Consider the following 18,423-nt stretch of genomic DNA (forward strand, 5'->3'; position numbering starts at 1 on the left):
CCTCGCGGTCGGCTGCGCATCCCGCCTCGTGCCCCGCCTCGCCCTGACCGATGCGTGACGCTCTGCTTACCGAGGCTTTAGCAGGCCCTAGACTCCCGTGCGTACAGATCGTCGAACAGGGTCAGGGAAAAGGGCGGTCAGGGAGTGAGGGACTGACGTGCACGTGACGAACGTCGCGGTGAGCTACTACCAGTCGTACTCCGTCGTCGGGCTGCTCGCCCTCGTGGGCGTGCTGTTCGTCGCCGTCGCCTTCGGCGCGGGGCGGCTGCTGCGCCCGGTGGTACCGACCCCCGAGAAACTCCTGACGTACGAGTGCGGCGTCGACCCGGTCGGCGAGGGCTGGGCCCACACCCAGGTCCGCTACTACGTCTACGCGTTCCTCTACGTGATCTTCGCCGTCGACTCGATCTTCCTCTTCCCCTGGGCGACGGTCTTCGCCGCGCCCGGCTTCGGCGCGACGACGCTCGTGGAGATGTTCATCTTCCTCGGCTTCCTCGCCGTCGGCCTGCTGTACGCATACAAGAAGGGCGTCCTGACGTGGACGTGACTCCCTCGGAGCCGGTGCTCCTGCCGGAGCCCAAGCGACTCGGCGCGCTCGCGCGCCTCGCCCCCGAGCCGATGAAGGTGGTCCTCAACTGGGGCCGCCGCTACTCGCTCTGGGTCTTCAACTTCGGCCTCGCCTGCTGCGCCATCGAATTCATCGCCGCGTCCATGGCGCGCCACGACTTCATCCGGCTCGGCGTCATCCCGTTCGCCCCGGGCCCGCGCCAGGCCGACCTGATGGTCGTCTCCGGCACGGTCACGGACAAGATGGCACCCGCGGTGAAGCGCCTCTACGAACAGATGCCCGAACCGAAGTACGTCATCTCCTTCGGCGCCTGCTCCAACTGCGGCGGCCCCTACTGGGATTCCTACTCCGTGACCAAGGGCGTCGACCAGATCATCCCGGTCGACGTCTACGTCCCCGGCTGCCCCCCGCGCCCTGAGGCCCTGCTCCAGGGCATCCTGAAACTCCAGGAGAAGATCGCACGCGAGTCCCTGGGCGAGCGATACGGAAGGAAGCCGCGCCCTTCCACAGCAGCGTTGCGCAGCGGGCTGGTCGGGGCGCCGGGGGTGGTGTCGGGCGGGGGGTCGACTGAGGACTCGGCTGCGGATGCTGCCAAGGCCTCCGCCGGGGACCCGGCCCCGGACGCCGCCAAGGCCCCATCCGAGGACGACGCCGCCAAGGATTCGGCCGCGGACGCCGCCAAGAACGGGGAGGCCCCGGCATGACCGGCTGGCTGCCGAGCGCCGTCGACGAGCTCTTCGGTCCCGATGCGACGGCGGATGAGTCGTACGACGTCCTGACCGTCGACGTACCTGCCGCCCAGTGGATCGCGGCGCTCGAAACCGCCCGCACCACCCTCACCTGCACCTACTTCGACTGGCTGAGCGCGGTCGACGAACCGGGCACCGGCTTCCGCGTCTCCGCGCACGTCGTGGCCCTCGCACCGGTACGCCGTCTCCTCGTCCGTACGACGGTCCCGCACGACGCCCCCGTCCTGCCGACCGCCGTCGACGTCTACGCCGGTGCCGCCTGGCACGAGCGCGAGACGCACGAGATGTTCGGCGTCACCTTCGACGGCCACCCAGGCCTCACCCCGCTGCTGCTCCCCGAGAACTTCGAGGGCCACCCCCTCCGCAAGGACTTCGTCCTGGCCGCCCGCGTCGCCAAGGCGTGGCCGGGCGCCAAGGAGCCGGGGGAGTCCGAGCACGGCGGCCCCAAGCGCCGCCAGATGCTGCCCCCCGGCGTACCCGACCCGAACGAGTGGGGTCCGCTGAAGGGCCAACTCCCTCCGGCCCCGGCCCGCCCGACCCGTGGCGCGGGCCGCGCGGCAGGCGCCGCCGCAGGCCGTGCCGCGGGCGGCGAACGCCCGCCCCGCAGGACCCGCTCGGCCAGCCAGGGCTCGGCAAGCCAGACCACCCCGGAGGCAACCGAGGCACGGCCCGCCGAGGCTCCGCAGCCGACGGCACCGGCCCGCCCGCCGAGGCGCTCGCGCAGCGCGAGCCAGGGCTCCGCATCGCAACGCGCGGCGACACCCGCGCCCCCGGAGCCCCAGCCGGAACCCGCCCCAGAGGCGAAGCCCACCCCAGAGGCGAAGCCCACCCCCGAGGCGAAGCCCGAGCCCGCGCAGCCGTCGGCACCGCGCAGCTCCGACGCCCCGTGGCACCACGCCCGCCCGGCGTTCGACGACACGGAACAGAAGCCGCAACCAAAGGCCGAGCAGCCGGAACCTGCCGAGCAGCCCGAGCCCGCCACGGACCCCGAGCCCGCCACGGACCCCAAGTCACCCGAGACCCCGGAAAACGGCGAACGCACAGGAGGCACCGAGTGAACGACGCCCTCGACGTCGCCCTGCGCCTCGTCATCGTCTTCGCGGTGTTCCTGGTCCTGCCCCTCGTCATCGGCCAGACCGAGCACAAGGTGATGGCCCACATGCAGGGCCGCCTCGGCCCGATGTACGCGGGCGGCTTCCACGGCTGGGCCCAGCTCGTCGCCGACGGCGTGAAGTTCGCCCAGAAGGAAGACGTCGTCCCGGCCGAGGCGGACCGCCGCATCTTCCAACTGGCGCCCGCCATCGCCCTCCTGCCCTACCTCCTCGTCCTGATCGCGATCCCGATCGGCCCCGGCGAGGGCGCGGTCGGCGAGGTCGTCGACGCGGGCATCTTCTTCGTGCTCGCGGTGATGGGCGTCGGCGTGCTCGGCTCGCTCATGGCGGGCTGGGCGAGCGCCAACAAGTTCTCCCTCCTCGGCGGCCTCCGCACCGCCGCCCAGCTGCTCGCCTACGAACTCCCGATGCTGCTCGCCGCCGCCTCCGTCGCGATGGCCGCAGGAACGGTCTCCCTGCCCGGCATCGTCGACGCCTTCGAGTGGTGGTGGCTGCCGTGGCAGATCGTCGGCGCCCTGGTCTTCTTCGTGGCGGGCCTCGCCGAACTGCAGCGCCCGCCCTTCGACATGCCCGTCGCCGACTCGGAGATCATCTTCGGCGCGTACACCGAGTACACCGGTCTGCGCTTCGCCCTCTTCCTCCTCGCCGAGTACGCCGGAATCGTCGTCCTGTGCGGCCTCACCACCGTCCTCTTCCTGGGCGGTTGGCACGGCCCGTGGGGTGCCGACGGCCTCGGCTGGGTCTGGACCCTGCTGAAGACGGCCGTCCTGGCCTTCCTGGTCATCTGGCTGCGCGTGTCCTACCCCCGTCTCCGCGAGGACCAGCTCCAGAAGCTCTCATGGACCCTCCTCGTACCGCTCGCCCTCGCGCAGATCGCGCTCACCGGAATCGTGAAGGTGGCGATCAACTAGTGCCCCCGATCCCTGGCAGCGGCCTGGCCAAGGGCCTCGCCGTCACCCTCCGCACGATGACGAAGAAGACCGTCACCGAGCAGTACCCGGACGTCCAGCCCGAACTCCCGCCCCGCACCCGCGGCGTCATCGGCCTGTTCGAGGAGAACTGCACGGTCTGCATGCTGTGCGCCCGCGAGTGCCCCGACTGGTGCATCTACATCGACTCCCACAAGGAGACGGTCCCGCCCGCCGCCCCCGGCGGCCGTGAGCGCAGCCGCAACGTCCTCGACCGCTTCGCCATCGACTTCTCCCTCTGCATGTACTGCGGCATCTGCATCGAGGTCTGCCCCTTCGACGCACTGTTCTGGTCCCCGGAGTTCGAGTACGCCGAGACCGACATCCACGAACTCACCCACGAGCGCGACAAGCTCCGCGAGTGGATGTGGACGGTCCCGGCCCCGCCCGCCCTGGACCCCGGAGCCGAGGACCCGAAGGAACTCGTCACCGCCCGCAAGGCCGCCGAGAAACTGGCCGCCGAGCAGCTGGCGGCCGAGCAGGCGGCCGAGCAGGCCGCCGCCCAAGAGGCACCCAAGCCCGGACGACCGGAGGAGGACGCGTGACCTTCGCAGCAGCCTCCACCGAGGCGGCCTCCACGACGCTCGCCACAGCCTCCACGACGCTCGCCAAGGCGGCCGAGACCCAGAGCTTCCTGTCCCCGACGGGCGTCGAGATCGCCTTCCTCCTCGTCGGCCTCGTCACCCTCGGCGCGGCGGTCATCACGGTCACGACCAGGCAGCTGGTGCACGCCGCACTGTGGCTGGTGGTCGCGCTCGGCGGACTCGCCGTCGAGTACCTCCTGCTCACCGCCGAGTTCATCGCCTGGGTGCAGGTCCTCATCTATGTCGGTTCCGTCGTCGTCCTCCTCCTCTTCGGTCTGATGCTGACCCGGGCCCCCATCGGCCGCTCCCCGGACGCCGATTCGGGCAACCGCCCGGTCGCGCTCGCGGTGGCGCTCGCCGCTGCCGCTGCACTGGTCTGGGTCGTCGTGGACGCGTTCCGCACCACGGTGATCGACCTGGACGGCGCAGCCCAGGGCTCCACCGACGTGACCGGCTCGATCCTCTTCCGGCACTGGGTCCTGCCCTTCGAGGCGCTCTCCGTCCTCCTCCTCGCCGCCCTCGTCGGCGCGATCGTGCTGTCCCGCAAGAAGGCCGCCCAGGAGCACGCCCAGGACCAGGAGGAGAACAGCTGATGCACCTCCACCTCGCCTATCCCGCCGTCCTCGCCGTCCTCCTCTTCTGCGTCGGCCTGTACGGCGTCCTCGCCCGGCGCAACGCGATCCTGGTCCTGATGTCCGTCGAGCTGATGCTCAACGCCGTCAACCTCAACCTCGTCGCCTTCGACGTCTGGCTCCGCGACTCCCTCCACGCGGGACAGGCCCTGACCCTGTTCACCATCGCCATCGCCGCCGCCGAGATCGGCATCGGCCTCGCGATCGTCCTGGCGGTCTACCGCAACCGCGGCAGCTCCGCCGTCGACGACCTCCGCGACACCGCCGAGGGCCCGGACGACCCCGACGACGACGGCGACGCCGAAGGTGCCGCCGCCGAGGAGCCCACCCCGGCGCAGAAGTCGCAGCAGGCGCAGACGTCGCAGAAGGCTGAGGCCACCGCGTGACCACGACCACCCTCGCCGTCCTCGTCCCCCTCCTTCCGTTCCTGGGCGCGGCCGCGGGCCTGCTCCTCGGCCGCCGCGTCCCCGGCCTCGTCCGCCCCCTCGCGGTGCTTCCCACGCTGACGGCCCTGGTGCTCGCCGTCCTCGTGGCCGTCCGCCAGGGCGGCGGCACCGGCGGCGGGACGGCCCCGCTCGACGCCGCCACCGAGCTCACCCCGACCGGCTCGGTCCCCATCGAACTCGCCCTGCACATCGACGGCTTCGCCGCCCTCGTCGCCGTCCTGGTCGGCGTCGTCGCCTCCTGCGTGCAGATCTACTCGACGGGCTACCTCCGCGACGACCCGCGCTACCCCTCGTACGCCGCTCTCGTCTCCCTCTTCACCTCCGCGATGCTGCTCGTCGTCTACTCCGGCGACCTGATGGTGCTCCTGGTCGGCTGGGAGATCATGGGCATCTGCTCGTACTTCCTGGTCGGCCACTACTGGGAGACGCCCGAGGCACGCGCCGCGTCGCTGAAGGCGTTCCTGGTCACCAAGCTCGGCGATGTCCCCTTCCTGATCGGCCTGTTCGCGCTCGCCGTCGACACGGGCTCCTTCCGCATCACCACGATCCTCACGACGGTCGCGGACGGCGGCCTCGACCACCCGACGCTGATCGCCCTGCTGCTCCTCGCGGGCGTGGCAGGCAAGTCCGCGCAGTTCCCGCTGCACACCTGGCTGCCCGACGCGATGGCGGGCCCCACGCCCGTCTCCGCGCTGATCCACGCCGCGACGATGGTCGCCGCCGGTGTCTACTTCGTGGCCCGCCTCCTCCCCGTCTTCGCCGCCTCCGCTGCGGCCCTGGTCGTCCTCGCCGTGATGGCCGCCGTCACGATGGGGGGCTCGGCCCTCGCCGCGCTCGCCCAGGACGACATCAAGCGCGTCCTCGCATACTCGACGATCGGTCAGCTCGGCTACATGACCGGCGCCCTCGCCGTCGGCGACCGCGGTGCCGCCGTCTTCCACCTCCTGTCGCACGGCGCCTTCAAGGCGCTCCTGTTCCTCGCGGCGGGCGTGATCATCCACGCCGCCGGCACCAACTCGCTCGCCGCCATGTCCCGCATGAAGGGCCTGCGCGACCGCATCCCCGACGCCTACTGGACGATGACCGTGGCGCTCCTCGCGCTCGCCGCGATCCCGCCGTTCAGCGGCTTCTTCTCCAAGGAGGCGGTGCTCGGCGCCGCCGAGCACACGGCCACGGGCCACGCCGAGTCCGCGCCCACCGCGGCGGGCTGGATCGTCCTGGTCGCCGGTCTGCTCACCGCCCTCCTCACCGCCGCGTACGCGACGCGTCTGTGGCTGCTCGCCTTCCACGGCAAGGGAGCCGAGGCCCCCGACCACGGAAAGCAGCCCGTCACCATGACGGCCGTGCTGTGGGTGCTCGCCGTCCCCTCTCTCGTCTTCGGTCTCGCCGTCGGTGTCCTGCCGGACTGGTTCGACGGCCACGAACTCACCCCGACGCTCACGACCTCCGTCCTGGGCACGGGGCTCGCCCTCGTCGGCGCCCTCGTCACGTACGGCGCGTGGCGGCACACCACCGCGCTGGCCGCCCGTGTCCCGATGGGCGCCGCCCGCCCGTCACCCGACCACCGTCCCTCAACGAGCCGCTCCGCGGCGCACCTGCCCGATGCGAGCCCGGACGGCGACGGCGGCCTGGTCGAGGCGGAGGCCATCGCCACCCACACCCCCGCGTACGGGGATGTCGCCTCGGCCCCGGATCCGGCCGACCCGGGACGCCTCCTGCTCGGGCCCCTGCACCGCCACGCCGCCGTCGGCTTCCACCTCGACGCCGTCTACGCCGCCCTGTTCGTCCGCCCGGTGCAGGCCGCCGCGCGTCTCGTCCGCTTCCTCGACCGCGAGGTCGTCGAGACGTACGTGCGCGGTGCGGGCGCGGCCCCCCGCTGGCTGGGCGCGGCCGTCCGCCGCGCGCAGACCGGCAACGTGCAGACCTATCTGAGCGCGCTGCTCGCAGGCGCGGTCGTCCTGGCCGTCGCCGCCGTCCTCGTCGCCACCGCCGGAGCGTGAGCAGCCGTGATCGGTATCAGTGAGTCCGTGATGCAGTTTCTTCTGGCGTTGATCGTCGTCGGCCCGCTCATCGGCGCCGTGGCGGCTCTCCTCCCGGCCCCGCCCGGACTGAAGGGGAAGTCGCCCGACCAGGCGGTGCTGCGCCACGGCGTGGTCGTGACCGGCGCGATCCTCATCGCCGCGATCGTCCTCGCGCTCGGCTTCGACCATGACCAGCCGTCAAAGATGCAGGCCACGACCGATATCAGCTGGATCCCCGCACTCGACGTGCGCATCCATCTCGGCATCGACGGCATCTCGCTCCCCCTTCTGGTCCTGACCGCGCTACTGACCTTCCTCTGCGCGCTCTACAGCTATTTCAAAATGCCGTCGGGCCCGTCCCCCAAGGCATTCGTCGCGCTGATCCTCGTGCTCGAGTCCGGCACTCTCGCGACCTTCGCCGTCCTCGATCTGCTGCTGTTCTTCCTGGCGTTCGAGATGGTGCTCATCCCGATGTACTTCCTCATCGCCCGCTGGGGCGGTGAGCAACGGACCCAAGCCGCTTGGAAGTTCATCCTCTACACGCTGCTCGGCTCCGTCGTGATGCTGCTGGGCCTGCTCCTCATCGGGCTCAAGTCCGGCACATTCGACATGGTGGCACTCGCCACTGACAACGGCCGGGGCCTGACCACATCCGTGCAGGTCATCGCCGTTCTGGCGATCGGGATCGGGCTCGCGGTCAAGACGCCGATGTGGCCGCTGCACAGCTGGCTGCCGGACGCCCACACCGCCGCGCCGACCGTCGGCTCGGTCCTGCTGGCCGGCGTCCTGCTGAAGATGGGTACGTACGGATTCGTCCGGATCATCCTCCCCATCGCGCCTGACGGAATGCGGGAGTTCGCGCCGTACCTCGCGGCCTTCGCGGTCGTCGGGATCATCTACGGATCCCTGGCCTGCCTCGCCCTCGCCAAGCAGGGCGCGAAGGGCGACCTCAAACGCCTCATCGCCTACTCCTCCGTCGGCCACATGGGCTTCGTGCTGCTCGGCATCTCGACGATGAGCCCGACCGGCGTGAACGGCGCGCTGTTCGCCAACATCGCCCACGGCCTGATCACCGGCCTGCTGTTCTTCCTGGTCGGCGCGCTCAAGGACCGCACCGGCACCACCGACCTCGACTCCCTCGCGCAGGAGTCAGGCGCCGCGCTCTACGGCAAGGCCCCCCGCCTCGGCGGCCTCCTCGCCTTCGGCGCCGTCGCCTCGCTCGGCCTGCCGGGCCTCGCCGGGTTCTGGGGCGAAATGCTCGCCCTGTTCGGCGCGTTCAAGCCCGCCGAAGACCTCAGCCGCCCCGCCTTCCTCACCTTCATGGCCATCGCGGCCTTCGGCACCCTGCTCACCGCCGCGTACATGCTCATCGTCGTACGCCGGGTCTGCATGGGCCCGATGCCGCAGCCCGCCGCCGAACCCGCGCCGAAGGCACTCGCCGACGTCCACGGCTACGAGTTCGCCGCCTGGACCCCGCTCGTCGCCCTCACCGTCCTCGCCGGACTCTGGCCCGCGGCTCTCCTCGGCCTGACCGACCCGGCCGTGCAGAAGCTCCTCACTGGAGGCAAGTCGTGACCGTGGCCGCCGAAAGCGCCGCAAGCCTCGTCCAGTCCGTCGACTGGGTCGCGATCGCACCGCCGACCATCGCGGCGGTCGTCGGCCTCGTCGTGCTCGTCGCCGACCTCTTCGTGGCCGACGGCAGGAAGGCGGTCCTCGGCTGGATCTCCGTGGCGGGCCTGGTCGCGGCCGCGCTCTCACTGCTGCCCCTCCTGGACGACGACCGCTCGACCTTCTGTCTGACCGGCGGCGGCACGCACGCGTGCAGCTATACCGCCGACCGCTTCACCCTCGTCATCCAGCTCCTCGTCCTCGGCGGGGCACTCCTCGCCGCGCTGCTCTCCATGAGCACCCTCAAGGACGCCGAGGGCTCCAAGGGCGAACTCCCCGCAGGGGAGTTCTGGTTCCTGCTGCTCTCCTCCGCGGCGGGCGCCGCCCTGCTGCCCGCCTCGCGCGACCTCGCGACGCTCATCGTCGCCCTCGAGGTCGCGTCCCTGCCCGCCTTCGCGCTCGTCGGCCTCAAGCGCGGCGACAAGCGCTCCTCCGAAGCGGCCCTGAAGTTCTTCCTCTCCTCGGTCACCGCGACCGCGGTGAGCCTGCTGGGCGTCAGCTTCGTGTACGCCTCGACCGGCACCCTGCACCTCACCGAGATCGCCACCGAGCTCCAGGACGTCGACGGGCAGCTGCACACGCTCGCCCAGACCGGCGTCGCCCTCACTCTCGTCGGCTTCGCCTTCAAGGTGGCGGCCGTGCCCTTCCACTTCTGGGTGCCCGACACCTACGTAGGCGCGCCTCTGCCTGTCGCCGCGTACCTCTCCGTCGTCGGAAAAGCCGTCGGCTTCACCGGGCTCATCCTCGTCACTGTGGTCGCCTTCCCCTCGTACGCGGACGTCTGGGGCCCGGCGATCGCCGTCCTCGCCGCCCTCACCATGACCGCGGGCAACGTCGCGGCGCTGCGACAGCAGTCCACGCGCGCGTACAGCGCGGTCCGCCTGCTCGCCTGGTCCTCGGTCGGCCAGGCCGGCTACCTCCTGGTGCCGATCGCCGCCGCCGGATACGCCGACGACAACGCCGACGCCCAGAAGGCCATCGGCTCCACCGTCGCGTACGCCCTGATGTACGCGGCCGTGAACCTCGGAGCCTTCGCCGTGGCGGCCCTCGTCGGCCGTACGCGGCGCCTGAACCGCATCAGCGACTACCGCGGCCTGTACGCGCGCAGCCCGTTTGCCGCCCTCGTGCTCGGCTTCTTCCTGCTCTGCCTCGCGGGCCTGCCGCCCGGCATCATCGGCCTCTTCGCCAAGGTCACGGTCTTCTCGGCGGTGGTCGACGCGGGCCTCGGCTGGCTCGCCGTGGTGATGGCCGTGAACGTCGTGATCGCGCTCTTCTACTACCTCCAGTGGACCGCGCTCCTGTTCCGCGCCTCCGAGGGAGAGCCGGTCAAGCACCGGGTCCCCGCCCCGCTCACCGTGGCCATCACCCTGACCGCGGTCCTCGGCGTCGCGCTCTCCGGAGCGCCCCAGCTCGTGCTGCGATTCGCGGACACCGGACTGTTCTGACGGATCACCCCCGGCGAGTACGCGGGCCGTCACCCGCGCGGCCTACACCGCTCCTGCGCGCACAAGGGAACTAGTGCCCTCCGCCTGGCGTTGACCAGTACGGGAGGGTCCACTGAACAGTGGAAGCACCAGTCAGCAGAGGGTTCCCCCACGCACCACCAGGAGGGCGTACCGTGCACCGCCGGCACAACGGGTTGAAGACTGCCGTACTCCTCGGGGGACTGTCCGCGCTCATCCTCGTGATCGGCAGTTTCTTCGGGCGTACGGGCCTGATCGTCGCGCTCTTCGTGGCGCTCGGCACCAATGCGTACGCGTACTGGAACAGCGACAAGCTCGCCCTGCGCGCCATGCGTGCCCGCCCGGTGAGCGAATTCGAGGCCCCCGAGCTCTACCGCATGGTCCGCGAGCTCTCCACCCAGGCCCGCCAGCCCATGCCACGCCTGTACATCTCACCGACCGAGGCGCCGAACGCGTTCGCCACGGGCCGCAACCCGCGCAACGCCGCGGTGTGCTGCACGGACGGCATCCTGCGGATCCTGGACGAGCGCGAGCTGCGCGGCGTCATCGGCCACGAGCTGAGCCATGTCTACAACCGCGACATCCTGATCTCGTCGGTCGCCGGAGCTCTTGCCTCCGTGATCATGTTCCTGGTCAATTTCGCCTGGCTGATCCCGGTCGGCCGGTCGAACGACAACGAGGGCCCCGGCATCTTCGGGATGCTCCTGATCATGCTGCTCGGCCCGCTCGCGGCCTCCATCATCCAGCTCGCGATCAGCCGCTCCAGGGAGTACGAGGCCGACGCGTCCGGTGCGCAACTCACCGGAGACCCCCTCGCGCTGGCGAGCGCACTGCGTAAACTCGACGCGGGGACAAAGCAGTTGCCGCTGCCTCCCGAGCCCCGTCTCGAGACGGCGAGTCACATGATGATTGCGAACCCTTTCCGCCCGGGGCAGGGCATGTCCAAGATGTTCTCCACGCATCCGCCGATGGCGGAGCGCATTGCCCGACTCGAGCAGATGGCAGGTCGCCACCAGTGAAGACAATCCTGAACGTCATATGGCTCGTGCTCTGCGGCTTCTGGATGTTCCTCGGATACCTCATCGCGGGCGCGCTGCTGTGCATCACGATCATCGGCATCCCCTTCGGTCTCGCCAGCTTCCGCATCGGCCGCTATGCCCTGTGGCCCTTCGGCTACACGACGGTCGAGCGCCGTGACGCGGGCGCGCCGTCCTGCCTCGGCAACGTCCTGTGGCTGGTCCTCGCGGGCTGGTGGCTCACCATCGGCCACATCGTCACCGGCTTCCTGCTGTGCATCACGATCATCGGCATCCCCCTGGGCATCGCCAACTTCAAGCTGATCCCGGTCTCGCTGCTGCCGCTGGGCCGCGAAATCGTCCGTACCGACCAGCCGTTCGCCGCGCGCTACTAGAGCGGGCGCACTCCGGTGCAACTGCCGAGGTACGCGCTTGCGGCGTACGACCCCGACCAGCCCGCGTACGACGACATCTGGGCGCTGTGCGCCGACGCGGAGCACCTCTTCGCCGATCAACTCCCCGGAGAGCAGGGCGGACAGGGGGAGCAGGACGAGGGGGAGCCCGGCGTCCCCCAGGGGTTCGAGGGATTCGAGGGATCGCCCCAGGAGCTCGTGGAGCCGCCCGTACGGCTCCTGGGCTGCTCACCCCGCGGCGCCCTGCGCGACGCGCTCGAGGCGGGCGGCAGCGACCTCGGACACGGCAGGGTCCTGCGCCTCGGCGGCATGGGACAGACCCTCCAGCACGCCGTGGAGGGCGAGGTCGTCGCCTGGATCCCGTCCGCGCGCGGACGCGGCCTCGTCGATCTCGCCCTCGACCCGTGGACCGTGCGCCCGCCGCGCGCAGCCCGGGAGGTCTGGGACGTCTGGTGGCGCGGCCGCCCCGCCGAGCCCAACCTCTGGACGCGGTACGGAACGGACGGCAGGGCCCACTGGCTCGGCGTCGCCCGGGAGAACGGCCGACGGCGCGTGCCGGATGCCGGGCCGGGCGGCACGTACCACCTCGACGGCAGCCGCGTCACGGACCAGCCCGCCTTCCACTGCGCGCTCGGCGAAGCGATGAACGGCCCCGGCGGCTACTTCGGACACGACCTGCGCAGCCTCGCCGACTGCCTGCGCGGCGGCTGCGGCGCACTGCTGCCCTTCACCCTCGTCTGGCACGACGCGCACATCGCCAGGACCTGCCTGGGCGTGACACCGCGCACGGACCACCGCCCACCGTCCTTCGAGGAACTGCTCGACTTCCTCGCGCAACGGGACATCGGGGTCGTCCTGGCCTGACGGGCGGGCAGGCGAGCGGCCGGATCGCAGCCCGGGCCGGGCCCGGGGGAGGGGCGCCGGGGCCGATTGTCAGTGCCGTGGTCCAGCATGAACTCATGACCGACACCGAGCAGTTGCTGGCCCGTGTCACCTCCGAGGCGCGCGCCACCCGCCCCTGGGGCTGGGACTCCCTGCCCGCCCCCGTGGACGCGGACGCCCTGGCCCGGGCCGAGGACGCGCTGGGCTTCCGTCTGCCGCCGCTGCTCGCCGCGCTCTACACCCGCGTCGGGGACGGCGGATTCGGCCCGGAGTACGGCCTGTTGCCCCTCCTGGAGGGCAAGTCGTCCGCAGGGGAACCGGCCGCCGTCGAGAAGTACCTCGGCATGCGCGGCTCGGAGCAGGGCTGGCCCGAAGGCGTGCTCCCGATATCCCACTGGGGCTGCGCGATGTACGCGTGCGTGGACTGCCGCACCGACACCGCCCAGGTCCTGCTCTTCGAACCCAACGGCGGCGACCCCCGCCACATGTGGTTCGTCGACTCCCCGAGCCTGGCGTCCTGGCTGACCTCCTGGCTCGACGGCACGGGGTGGTACGAGGAGGACAACGACGACCCGGACCTGCCGAGTTGGCAGGACGAGCACGCGCGCGTGAGGCCCGCCTGACCCGTGGCCCGGCCCGGAGAAGCTCTGTACGGGGCCGCGCCCGTCAGCGCCCCCGCCGCCGCACCCCGTACGCGACGGCCCCCACCGCGAGCACCGCCCCACCGGCCACCACCGAAGACACCGGCAGCGCGAACGCCAGCACCACGCACCCGACGCCGCCCACCGCGGGCACGACCCGCGCGGCGGGCGACGAACTCAGCGTCCACGCCGAGGCGTTGGCGACCGCGTAGTACACCAGCACCCCGAAGGAGGAGAAGCCGATCGCCCCTCGCACATCCACCGTCGCGGCCGCCACCGCGACCACCAGGCCGACGGCGAGCTCCGCGCGGTGCGGCACCCGGAAGCGCGGATGCACGGCCGCCAGCGGGCCCGGCAGATGCCCGTCACGGGCCATGGCCAGCGTCGTCCGCGAGACGCCCAGGATCAACGCGAGCAGCGATCCGAGGGCCGCCACCGCCGCGCCCACCCGCACCACAGGCACCAGACCCGGGGCACCCGCCGCCCGCACCGCGTCGGCCAGCGGCGCCGTCGCGTCGGCGAGCCCGTCGGGCCCCAGCACGGAAAGGACGGCCACCGCCACCGCCGCGTACACACAGAGCGCGATGCCCAACGCCAGCGGAATCGCCCGCGGAATGGTCCGCGCCGGATCCCGCACCTCCTCGCCGAGCGTCGCGATCCGCGCGTACCCCGCGAAGGCGAAGAACAGCAGCCCGGCGGCCTCGAGCACCCCGCCGACCCCGCCCGAGAGCCCCACGCCGACGCGGTCGGCCCCGGACGCCCCCGACCCGAGGCAGGCGACCACGACCGCCGCCAGCACGCCGAGCACGACCGCCACGATCCCCCGCGTCAGCCACGCCGACTTCTGAACGCCCAGACAATTCACGGCAGTCAGCAGGACCACGGCCCCGACCGCCACGGCATGTGCCTGCCCCGGCCATGCGTACGCCCCCACGGTCAGCGCCATGGCCGCACACGAGGCCGTCTTGCCGACGACGAAGGCCCAGCCCGCCAGATACCCCCAGAACGCCCCGAGCCGCTCCCGCCCGTACACGTACGTCCCGCCCGACGCGGGATACCGGGCGGCCAGCCGCGCCGACGACGCCGCGTTGCAGTACGCGACCACAGCGGCCGCCGCGAGGCCGATCAGGAGCCCCGATCCCGCGGCCCCCGCGGCCGGCCCGAGCGCGGCGAAGATCCCCGCACCCACCATTGCCCCGAGGCCGATCATCACCGCGTCGAAGACCCCGAGCGTGCGCCGAAGCTCCGGCTGCTGTGTCATGCGCCGCACCTTACTGATCTCCGCAACCGCGTCACTCCGTAGTGACGTCCTCCAGGACAACAGCGCGCAAAAGCTCCCTGCACGAGAAGAAGCCGCGAGGGGAAGTCGAGCGAAGAAGCCGCGCACAGAGGCTGCAAGAAAGGTCAGGTCACTGCATGGGCATCATCAGCTGGATCATTCTGGGGCTGCTGGCCGGTGCCGTCGCCAAACTGCTGCTGCCGGGCCGCGACCCGGGCGGCTTCATCGGCACGACCGTCATCGGCATCGCGGGCGCCTTCATAGGAGGCTGGATATCCGCCCGCTACCTCGACCGCACGATCGCCAACGACTTCTACGACGGCGCCACCTGGGCGGCGGCCATCGGCGGCTCACTCGTCCTGCTGGTCGCCTACCGCATCCTCTTCGGCCACTCCCGCCGCTGAGCACCCGTTCCCCCGAACTGCGGCCAGCAGCAAGGGCGGGCACCCCTCGGGGTGCCCGCCCTTCGGCGTCGTACGACTGCGGAAAGCCGGCGGCGGCCAACCGCGGAAAACAGCTGCGACTACCGGTAGTTCACGAACTGCAGCGCGAAGTCGAAGTCCTGCCCCTTGAGCAGCGCCTGCACGGCCTGCAGGTCGTCCCGGCTCTTCGAGCTGACCCGCAGCTCCTCGCCCTGGACCTGCGCCTTGACGCCCTTGGGACCCTCGTCACGAATGATCTTGGCGACCTTCTTCGCGTTCTCCTGGGAGATGCCCTCCTCGATCGAGGCGAAGATCTTGTACTCCTTGCCGGACAACTGCGGCTCACCGGCGTCCAGCGACTTCAGCGAGATGCCGCGCTTGACCAGCTTGGACTGGAAGACATCGAGGATCGCCTTGACCCGCTCCTCGCCGCTCGCCTCCATCAGGATCTTCTCGCCGGACCACGAGATCGAGGCACCCGTGCCCTTGAAGTCGTAGCGCTGCGAGATCTCCTTGGCGGTCTGGTTGAGGGCGTTGTCGACCTCCTGCCGCTCGACCTTCGAGACGATGTCGAAACTGGAGTCGGCCATGTCCTGTGGCTCCTTGTATCGGGGTATGCGTACTCAGCGGATACACGGCCCTCTGTCGCTGGCCGCATCCGCAAAGCCTAGCCACCGCCCCCGCGAGGGGGGCCGATCAATCGGGTGGCGAAGCACCCCTGTCCATCAGGTATCGTTTACGTCGTTGCCACGGAGCACCGCGCAAGCGGGGCCAGGCAGCAACCCCGGCGGTGTGCCCGAGCGGCCAAAGGGAGCAGACTGTAAATCTGCCGGCTCAGCCTTCCCAGGTTCGAATCCTGGCGCCGCCACACGAAGGAGACCCTCTCCGATCTTGCGGAAACGCAGATCGGGGAGGGTCTTTTCGTGCGCTCACGGCGCCCTTTGGCCCCTACGACAGCCCATACGACGGCCCGTACGACGGGCCCGTCCGTACGCATGGCGGGCCTCACGCGTCCCCCATGGGCACACTGATCACATGTCATCCCGCCGCAGAAACTGCCCGGAGTGCCGCCGCGAGATCGCCGTCGTCGGCGGACGGTTCGCCCGTCACGACCCGCCGGGCCCGCGCGGCACCGGTGACCTGATCTCCTGCCCGGGATCGCGCAGACAGGCCCAGCTCGGCGCCGCGCAGCCCTCTCTGGACGGTTACGTGGTCCCGGAGGTCCCGGGGCAGCTCCTGCTGTTCTGAGCGTCCACCGCCGCCTCGGTTCACCGCGCCGGAGCGACGGCCCCGGCTTCAGTTCCCCGCAATGGACTTGACCGCCACGGTCACCGGCACGGACCCGCTGACCAGCTCCAGCGTCAGCCCGGCCGTCGCCGACGTCTCCACGAGCTCGGCGAGCACCGCGGCGACGTCGTCACGCGGGATCGGCCCCCGCCCGGTCGTCGCCTCCAGGCGTACGAGACCGGTGCCCGCGTCGTCCGTGAGCATCCCGGGGCGCAGGATCGTCCAGTCCAGGGCGTCACGCGAGCGCACATACGCGTCGGCCTCGCCCTTGGCCCGCAGATAGGTGTCGAAGATCTCGTCGCCCTGGTGCGCCGGATCGGCACCCATCGACGACACGACGACGTAGCGCCGCACCCCGGCCCGTTCCGCCGCGTCCGCGAAGAGCACGGCGGCGCCGCGGTCCACGGTGTTCTTGCGGTCGGCGCCGCTGCCGGGACCCGCGCCCGCCGCGAAGACGGCGACATCGGCGCCGCGCAGATGCCCGGCCACCTCGTCGACGGACGCCGACTCCAGGTCGCACAGCAGCGGTTCGGCACCGGCCGCGCGCAGATCGGCTTCCTGCCCGGCGTTGCGGATCAGCCCGGCGACCTCGTCACCGCGCGCGGTGAGCAGACGCTCGAGCCGCAGCGCGATCTGACCATGACCCCCAGCGATGACAATGCGCATGTTTCCGACCGTACGGCAGGGCGGGCAGGTTCGCCGCACACGGACCGGAAGCCACCCTCCGTGGTCACGGCGCTCATGGGTGAACCCGCCATCCACGCACGCGTGAAGGCCGTTTGCGGCGTCGGCCCAGCCCGGAGTCGGCCCTCCCGGGGAGCGGAGTCGCCGACGCCCCTCAGGAAGCCGTCTCGCCGCCCTTGGACCGCCCCGGCTCGTTCCCCTTGGCGCGCCCCTGCCGCGGCAGATCGAGGGCGACCGCGGCCGCCGAGTCGCAGTACTCGCGCACCGCGCTGGTGCGTGCCACCACGCGCCCTCTGTGCACCACGATCCGGCTGTACGCGAGCGAGAGCGCCCCCGCGAGCCGTTCGCCCCGCACGGCGAGCAGCTCCGCAGGGAAGCCCGCCTCCACGCGCACCTCGGGCAGCCCCATGGCCGCGCGTGCGGAGTCGCTCACCGCTCCGTAGGCGTCCTCGGGCCGCAGTCCGCACCGCGAGGCCAGCAGAAACGCGGCCTCCAGCGGATCCCCGCGCCCGACCGGATTCGACACGTCCCGCATCGCGCCGCTGCCCGCCGCGACCCGCACCCCGGCCGCCCGCAGCAGTCGCACGGGAGCCGACCCCAGGCGCTCGGCACTGCCGCACCCGCCCTGCGGCAGGCAGACCACCGTCACCCCGGCCGCCGCGAGCTGGTCGGCAGTGCGCGACATCACATCCAAGGGCAGCCGCCCGAGCCCGCCGCACGGACCGATCGTCACCCCGGGGCGCAGCCCGCCCGCCATCGCGGCGAGCCGCCCGAGCCGGGCCGGATCGGCACCGTCCGTGTGCAGGTCGACAGGGCAGCCGTGCTCCGCGGCGATCTCCAGCGCGGCCTCCGCGTACCCCGTCGGATCGGGGTCGAGATCTGGACAACCGCCCACTACGGAGGCGCCCATTTTCACCGCGTCCCGCAGCATCGCGAGCCCGTCGGCCCCCGCGACACCGGTGAGCAGCCGCGGCACGGCGACCGCCGTCAGATCGACGAGCCCCCGCAGCGAGCGCCGCGCCTGGAGCACCGCCTGCATCGGGCCGAGCCCCTGGACGTCGCCGATCCGCACATGAGACCGCACCGCGGTGGCGCCGTGCCCGAGCTGCAGCAGCGCCGCCTCCGTGGCCCTGCGCTGCACGTCAGGGACGTCGTACGAGACCGGGCCCTCCACCTCGGCCGAGAGCGCCGTGTCGCCGTGCGCGTGCGGCTCGGCGGCGGCCGGCAGCAGCAGGTAGCCGCCGAGGTCCACGCGCGCGGCGTGGGCGGTCAGGCTGCCGGCCGTGCCGACCGCCTCGATGCGCCCGCCGCCGAGCCGGACGTCCACGGCCCGGCCGTCGGTGAGTCGCGCGCCACAGAGCAGCAGGGCGCCGGATTCGGCGGTGGGGTCGGGGCCCGAGGAGCCGGACGAGTGGGGCTGCGGCTGGCTGTCGGGCATCGCGCTCCTGGGGCTCGGGGGCGGCTGCAGTCGGTCGAGGCGTCAAGATCACGCAGCGTGCGTCGAGCCTAGGGCGGCGAAAGGCCCGCTTCGAGGAGGAGCGCAATAGTCGTACCGGTGTGGTGCCACGGCACTCATGAGGTGCTGAGA

General features: G+C 71.6%; 20 protein-coding genes and 1 tRNA gene. 17 read left to right on the forward strand and 4 right to left on the reverse strand.

What is annotated here, in order from left to right; all coding sequences use genetic code 11:
- Nucleotides 1–157 precede the first annotated feature (157 nt).
- From ACFWZ2_RS28230 to ACFWZ2_RS28295, 14 genes are all read left to right on the forward strand, one after another.
- Nucleotides 158–547, forward strand: a complete 390-nt coding sequence (locus ACFWZ2_RS28230) for an NADH-quinone oxidoreductase subunit A (protein ID WP_384550359.1) — start codon at nucleotides 158–160, stop codon at nucleotides 545–547.
- Complete coding sequence (locus ACFWZ2_RS28235) at nucleotides 538–1,272, forward strand: NADH-quinone oxidoreductase subunit B (RefSeq protein WP_384550361.1); 735 nt, start codon at nucleotides 538–540, stop codon at nucleotides 1,270–1,272. The genes ACFWZ2_RS28230 and ACFWZ2_RS28235 overlap by 10 nt, the downstream gene beginning before the upstream one ends.
- Nucleotides 1,269–2,375, forward strand: coding sequence for an NADH-quinone oxidoreductase subunit C (locus tag ACFWZ2_RS28240; protein WP_384550363.1), 1,107 nt, complete (start codon nucleotides 1,269–1,271; stop codon nucleotides 2,373–2,375). Before ACFWZ2_RS28235 ends, ACFWZ2_RS28240 begins: the two co-directional genes overlap by 4 nt.
- A complete protein-coding gene (locus ACFWZ2_RS28245) occupies nucleotides 2,372–3,340 on the forward strand; it encodes an NADH-quinone oxidoreductase subunit H (protein WP_384550365.1) in 969 nt (322 codons plus the stop codon). The genes ACFWZ2_RS28240 and ACFWZ2_RS28245 overlap by 4 nt, the downstream gene beginning before the upstream one ends.
- On the forward strand, nucleotides 3,340–3,942 hold the full coding sequence (locus tag ACFWZ2_RS28250; protein ID WP_384550367.1) for a NuoI/complex I 23 kDa subunit family protein: 603 nt from the start codon (nucleotides 3,340–3,342) through the stop codon (nucleotides 3,940–3,942). Before ACFWZ2_RS28245 ends, ACFWZ2_RS28250 begins: the two co-directional genes overlap by 1 nt.
- The gene (locus ACFWZ2_RS28255; RefSeq protein ID WP_384550369.1) at nucleotides 3,939–4,574 is read left to right on the forward strand and encodes an NADH-quinone oxidoreductase subunit J; all 636 of its coding nucleotides are present in this window, start codon (nucleotides 3,939–3,941) and stop codon (nucleotides 4,572–4,574) included. Before ACFWZ2_RS28250 ends, ACFWZ2_RS28255 begins: the two co-directional genes overlap by 4 nt.
- Complete coding sequence (nuoK, locus tag ACFWZ2_RS28260) at nucleotides 4,574–4,999, forward strand: NADH-quinone oxidoreductase subunit NuoK (protein ID WP_384550371.1); 426 nt, start codon at nucleotides 4,574–4,576, stop codon at nucleotides 4,997–4,999. Before ACFWZ2_RS28255 ends, nuoK begins: the two co-directional genes overlap by 1 nt.
- On the forward strand, nucleotides 4,996–7,059 hold the full coding sequence (locus tag ACFWZ2_RS28265; protein ID WP_384550373.1) for an NADH-quinone oxidoreductase subunit L: 2,064 nt from the start codon (nucleotides 4,996–4,998) through the stop codon (nucleotides 7,057–7,059). Before nuoK ends, ACFWZ2_RS28265 begins: the two co-directional genes overlap by 4 nt.
- Nucleotides 7,060–7,065: 6 nt before the next feature.
- Entirely contained in the window at nucleotides 7,066–8,655 is a 1,590-nt protein-coding gene (locus ACFWZ2_RS28270) for an NADH-quinone oxidoreductase subunit M (protein ID WP_384550375.1), read from the forward strand.
- On the forward strand, nucleotides 8,652–10,193 hold the full coding sequence (locus ACFWZ2_RS28275) for an NADH-quinone oxidoreductase subunit N (protein ID WP_384550377.1): 1,542 nt from the start codon (nucleotides 8,652–8,654) through the stop codon (nucleotides 10,191–10,193). The genes ACFWZ2_RS28270 and ACFWZ2_RS28275 overlap by 4 nt, the downstream gene beginning before the upstream one ends.
- 173 nt (nucleotides 10,194–10,366) lie before the next feature.
- Nucleotides 10,367–11,230 (forward strand): zinc metalloprotease HtpX, encoded by an 864-nt coding sequence (htpX, locus tag ACFWZ2_RS28280; RefSeq protein ID WP_384550379.1) that lies wholly within the window; start codon nucleotides 10,367–10,369, stop codon nucleotides 11,228–11,230.
- Nucleotides 11,227–11,622: a YccF domain-containing protein gene (locus tag ACFWZ2_RS28285; RefSeq protein ID WP_384550381.1), complete on the forward strand. Its 396-nt coding sequence runs from the start codon at nucleotides 11,227–11,229 to the stop codon at nucleotides 11,620–11,622. The genes htpX and ACFWZ2_RS28285 overlap by 4 nt, the downstream gene beginning before the upstream one ends.
- 15 nt (nucleotides 11,623–11,637) lie before the next feature.
- On the forward strand, nucleotides 11,638–12,504 hold the full coding sequence (locus tag ACFWZ2_RS28290; RefSeq protein WP_384550382.1) for a barstar family protein: 867 nt from the start codon (nucleotides 11,638–11,640) through the stop codon (nucleotides 12,502–12,504).
- A gap of 95 nt (nucleotides 12,505–12,599) precedes the next feature.
- Nucleotides 12,600–13,145: an SMI1/KNR4 family protein gene (locus ACFWZ2_RS28295; protein ID WP_384550384.1), complete on the forward strand. Its 546-nt coding sequence runs from the start codon at nucleotides 12,600–12,602 to the stop codon at nucleotides 13,143–13,145.
- Between the two features lie 43 nt (nucleotides 13,146–13,188).
- On the opposite strand, the gene ACFWZ2_RS28300 is transcribed toward ACFWZ2_RS28295, so the two are convergent.
- Complete coding sequence (locus ACFWZ2_RS28300; protein ID WP_384550386.1) at nucleotides 13,189–14,424, reverse strand: APC family permease; 1,236 nt, start codon at nucleotides 14,422–14,424, stop codon at nucleotides 13,189–13,191.
- Between the two features lie 155 nt (nucleotides 14,425–14,579).
- On the opposite strand from ACFWZ2_RS28300, the gene ACFWZ2_RS28305 reads away from it, so the two are divergent.
- Complete coding sequence (locus tag ACFWZ2_RS28305; RefSeq protein ID WP_384550388.1) at nucleotides 14,580–14,846, forward strand: GlsB/YeaQ/YmgE family stress response membrane protein; 267 nt, start codon at nucleotides 14,580–14,582, stop codon at nucleotides 14,844–14,846.
- A 119-nt stretch (nucleotides 14,847–14,965) separates the two neighbouring features.
- Here the strand turns inward: ACFWZ2_RS28305 and ACFWZ2_RS28310 are convergent, their stop codons facing one another.
- On the reverse strand, nucleotides 14,966–15,454 hold the full coding sequence (locus tag ACFWZ2_RS28310) for a YajQ family cyclic di-GMP-binding protein (protein ID WP_384550390.1): 489 nt from the start codon (nucleotides 15,452–15,454) through the stop codon (nucleotides 14,966–14,968).
- A gap of 196 nt (nucleotides 15,455–15,650) precedes the next feature.
- Here ACFWZ2_RS28310 and ACFWZ2_RS28315 point away from each other — a divergent pair.
- A tRNA-Tyr gene (locus tag ACFWZ2_RS28315) sits at nucleotides 15,651–15,732 on the forward strand.
- A gap of 167 nt (nucleotides 15,733–15,899) precedes the next feature.
- Nucleotides 15,900–16,112 carry a hypothetical protein gene (locus ACFWZ2_RS28320; RefSeq protein ID WP_384550392.1) on the forward strand — a complete coding sequence of 71 codons (213 nt, stop codon included), beginning with the start codon at nucleotides 15,900–15,902 and terminating at the stop codon, nucleotides 16,110–16,112.
- A 48-nt stretch (nucleotides 16,113–16,160) separates the two neighbouring features.
- Here ACFWZ2_RS28320 and ACFWZ2_RS28325 read toward each other — a convergent pair whose 3' ends face one another.
- Nucleotides 16,161–16,817 carry an SDR family oxidoreductase gene (locus tag ACFWZ2_RS28325; RefSeq protein WP_384550394.1) on the reverse strand — a complete coding sequence of 219 codons (657 nt, stop codon included), beginning with the start codon at nucleotides 16,815–16,817 and terminating at the stop codon, nucleotides 16,161–16,163.
- Between the two features lie 172 nt (nucleotides 16,818–16,989).
- A complete protein-coding gene (locus ACFWZ2_RS28330) occupies nucleotides 16,990–18,273 on the reverse strand; it encodes an amidohydrolase family protein (RefSeq protein WP_384550395.1) in 1,284 nt (427 codons plus the stop codon).
- Between the last annotated feature and the right edge of the window lie 150 nt (nucleotides 18,274–18,423).

Source organism: Streptomyces sp. NPDC059002, from assembly GCF_042740435.1.
Classification (GTDB): Bacteria; Actinomycetota; Actinomycetes; order Streptomycetales; family Streptomycetaceae; genus Streptomyces.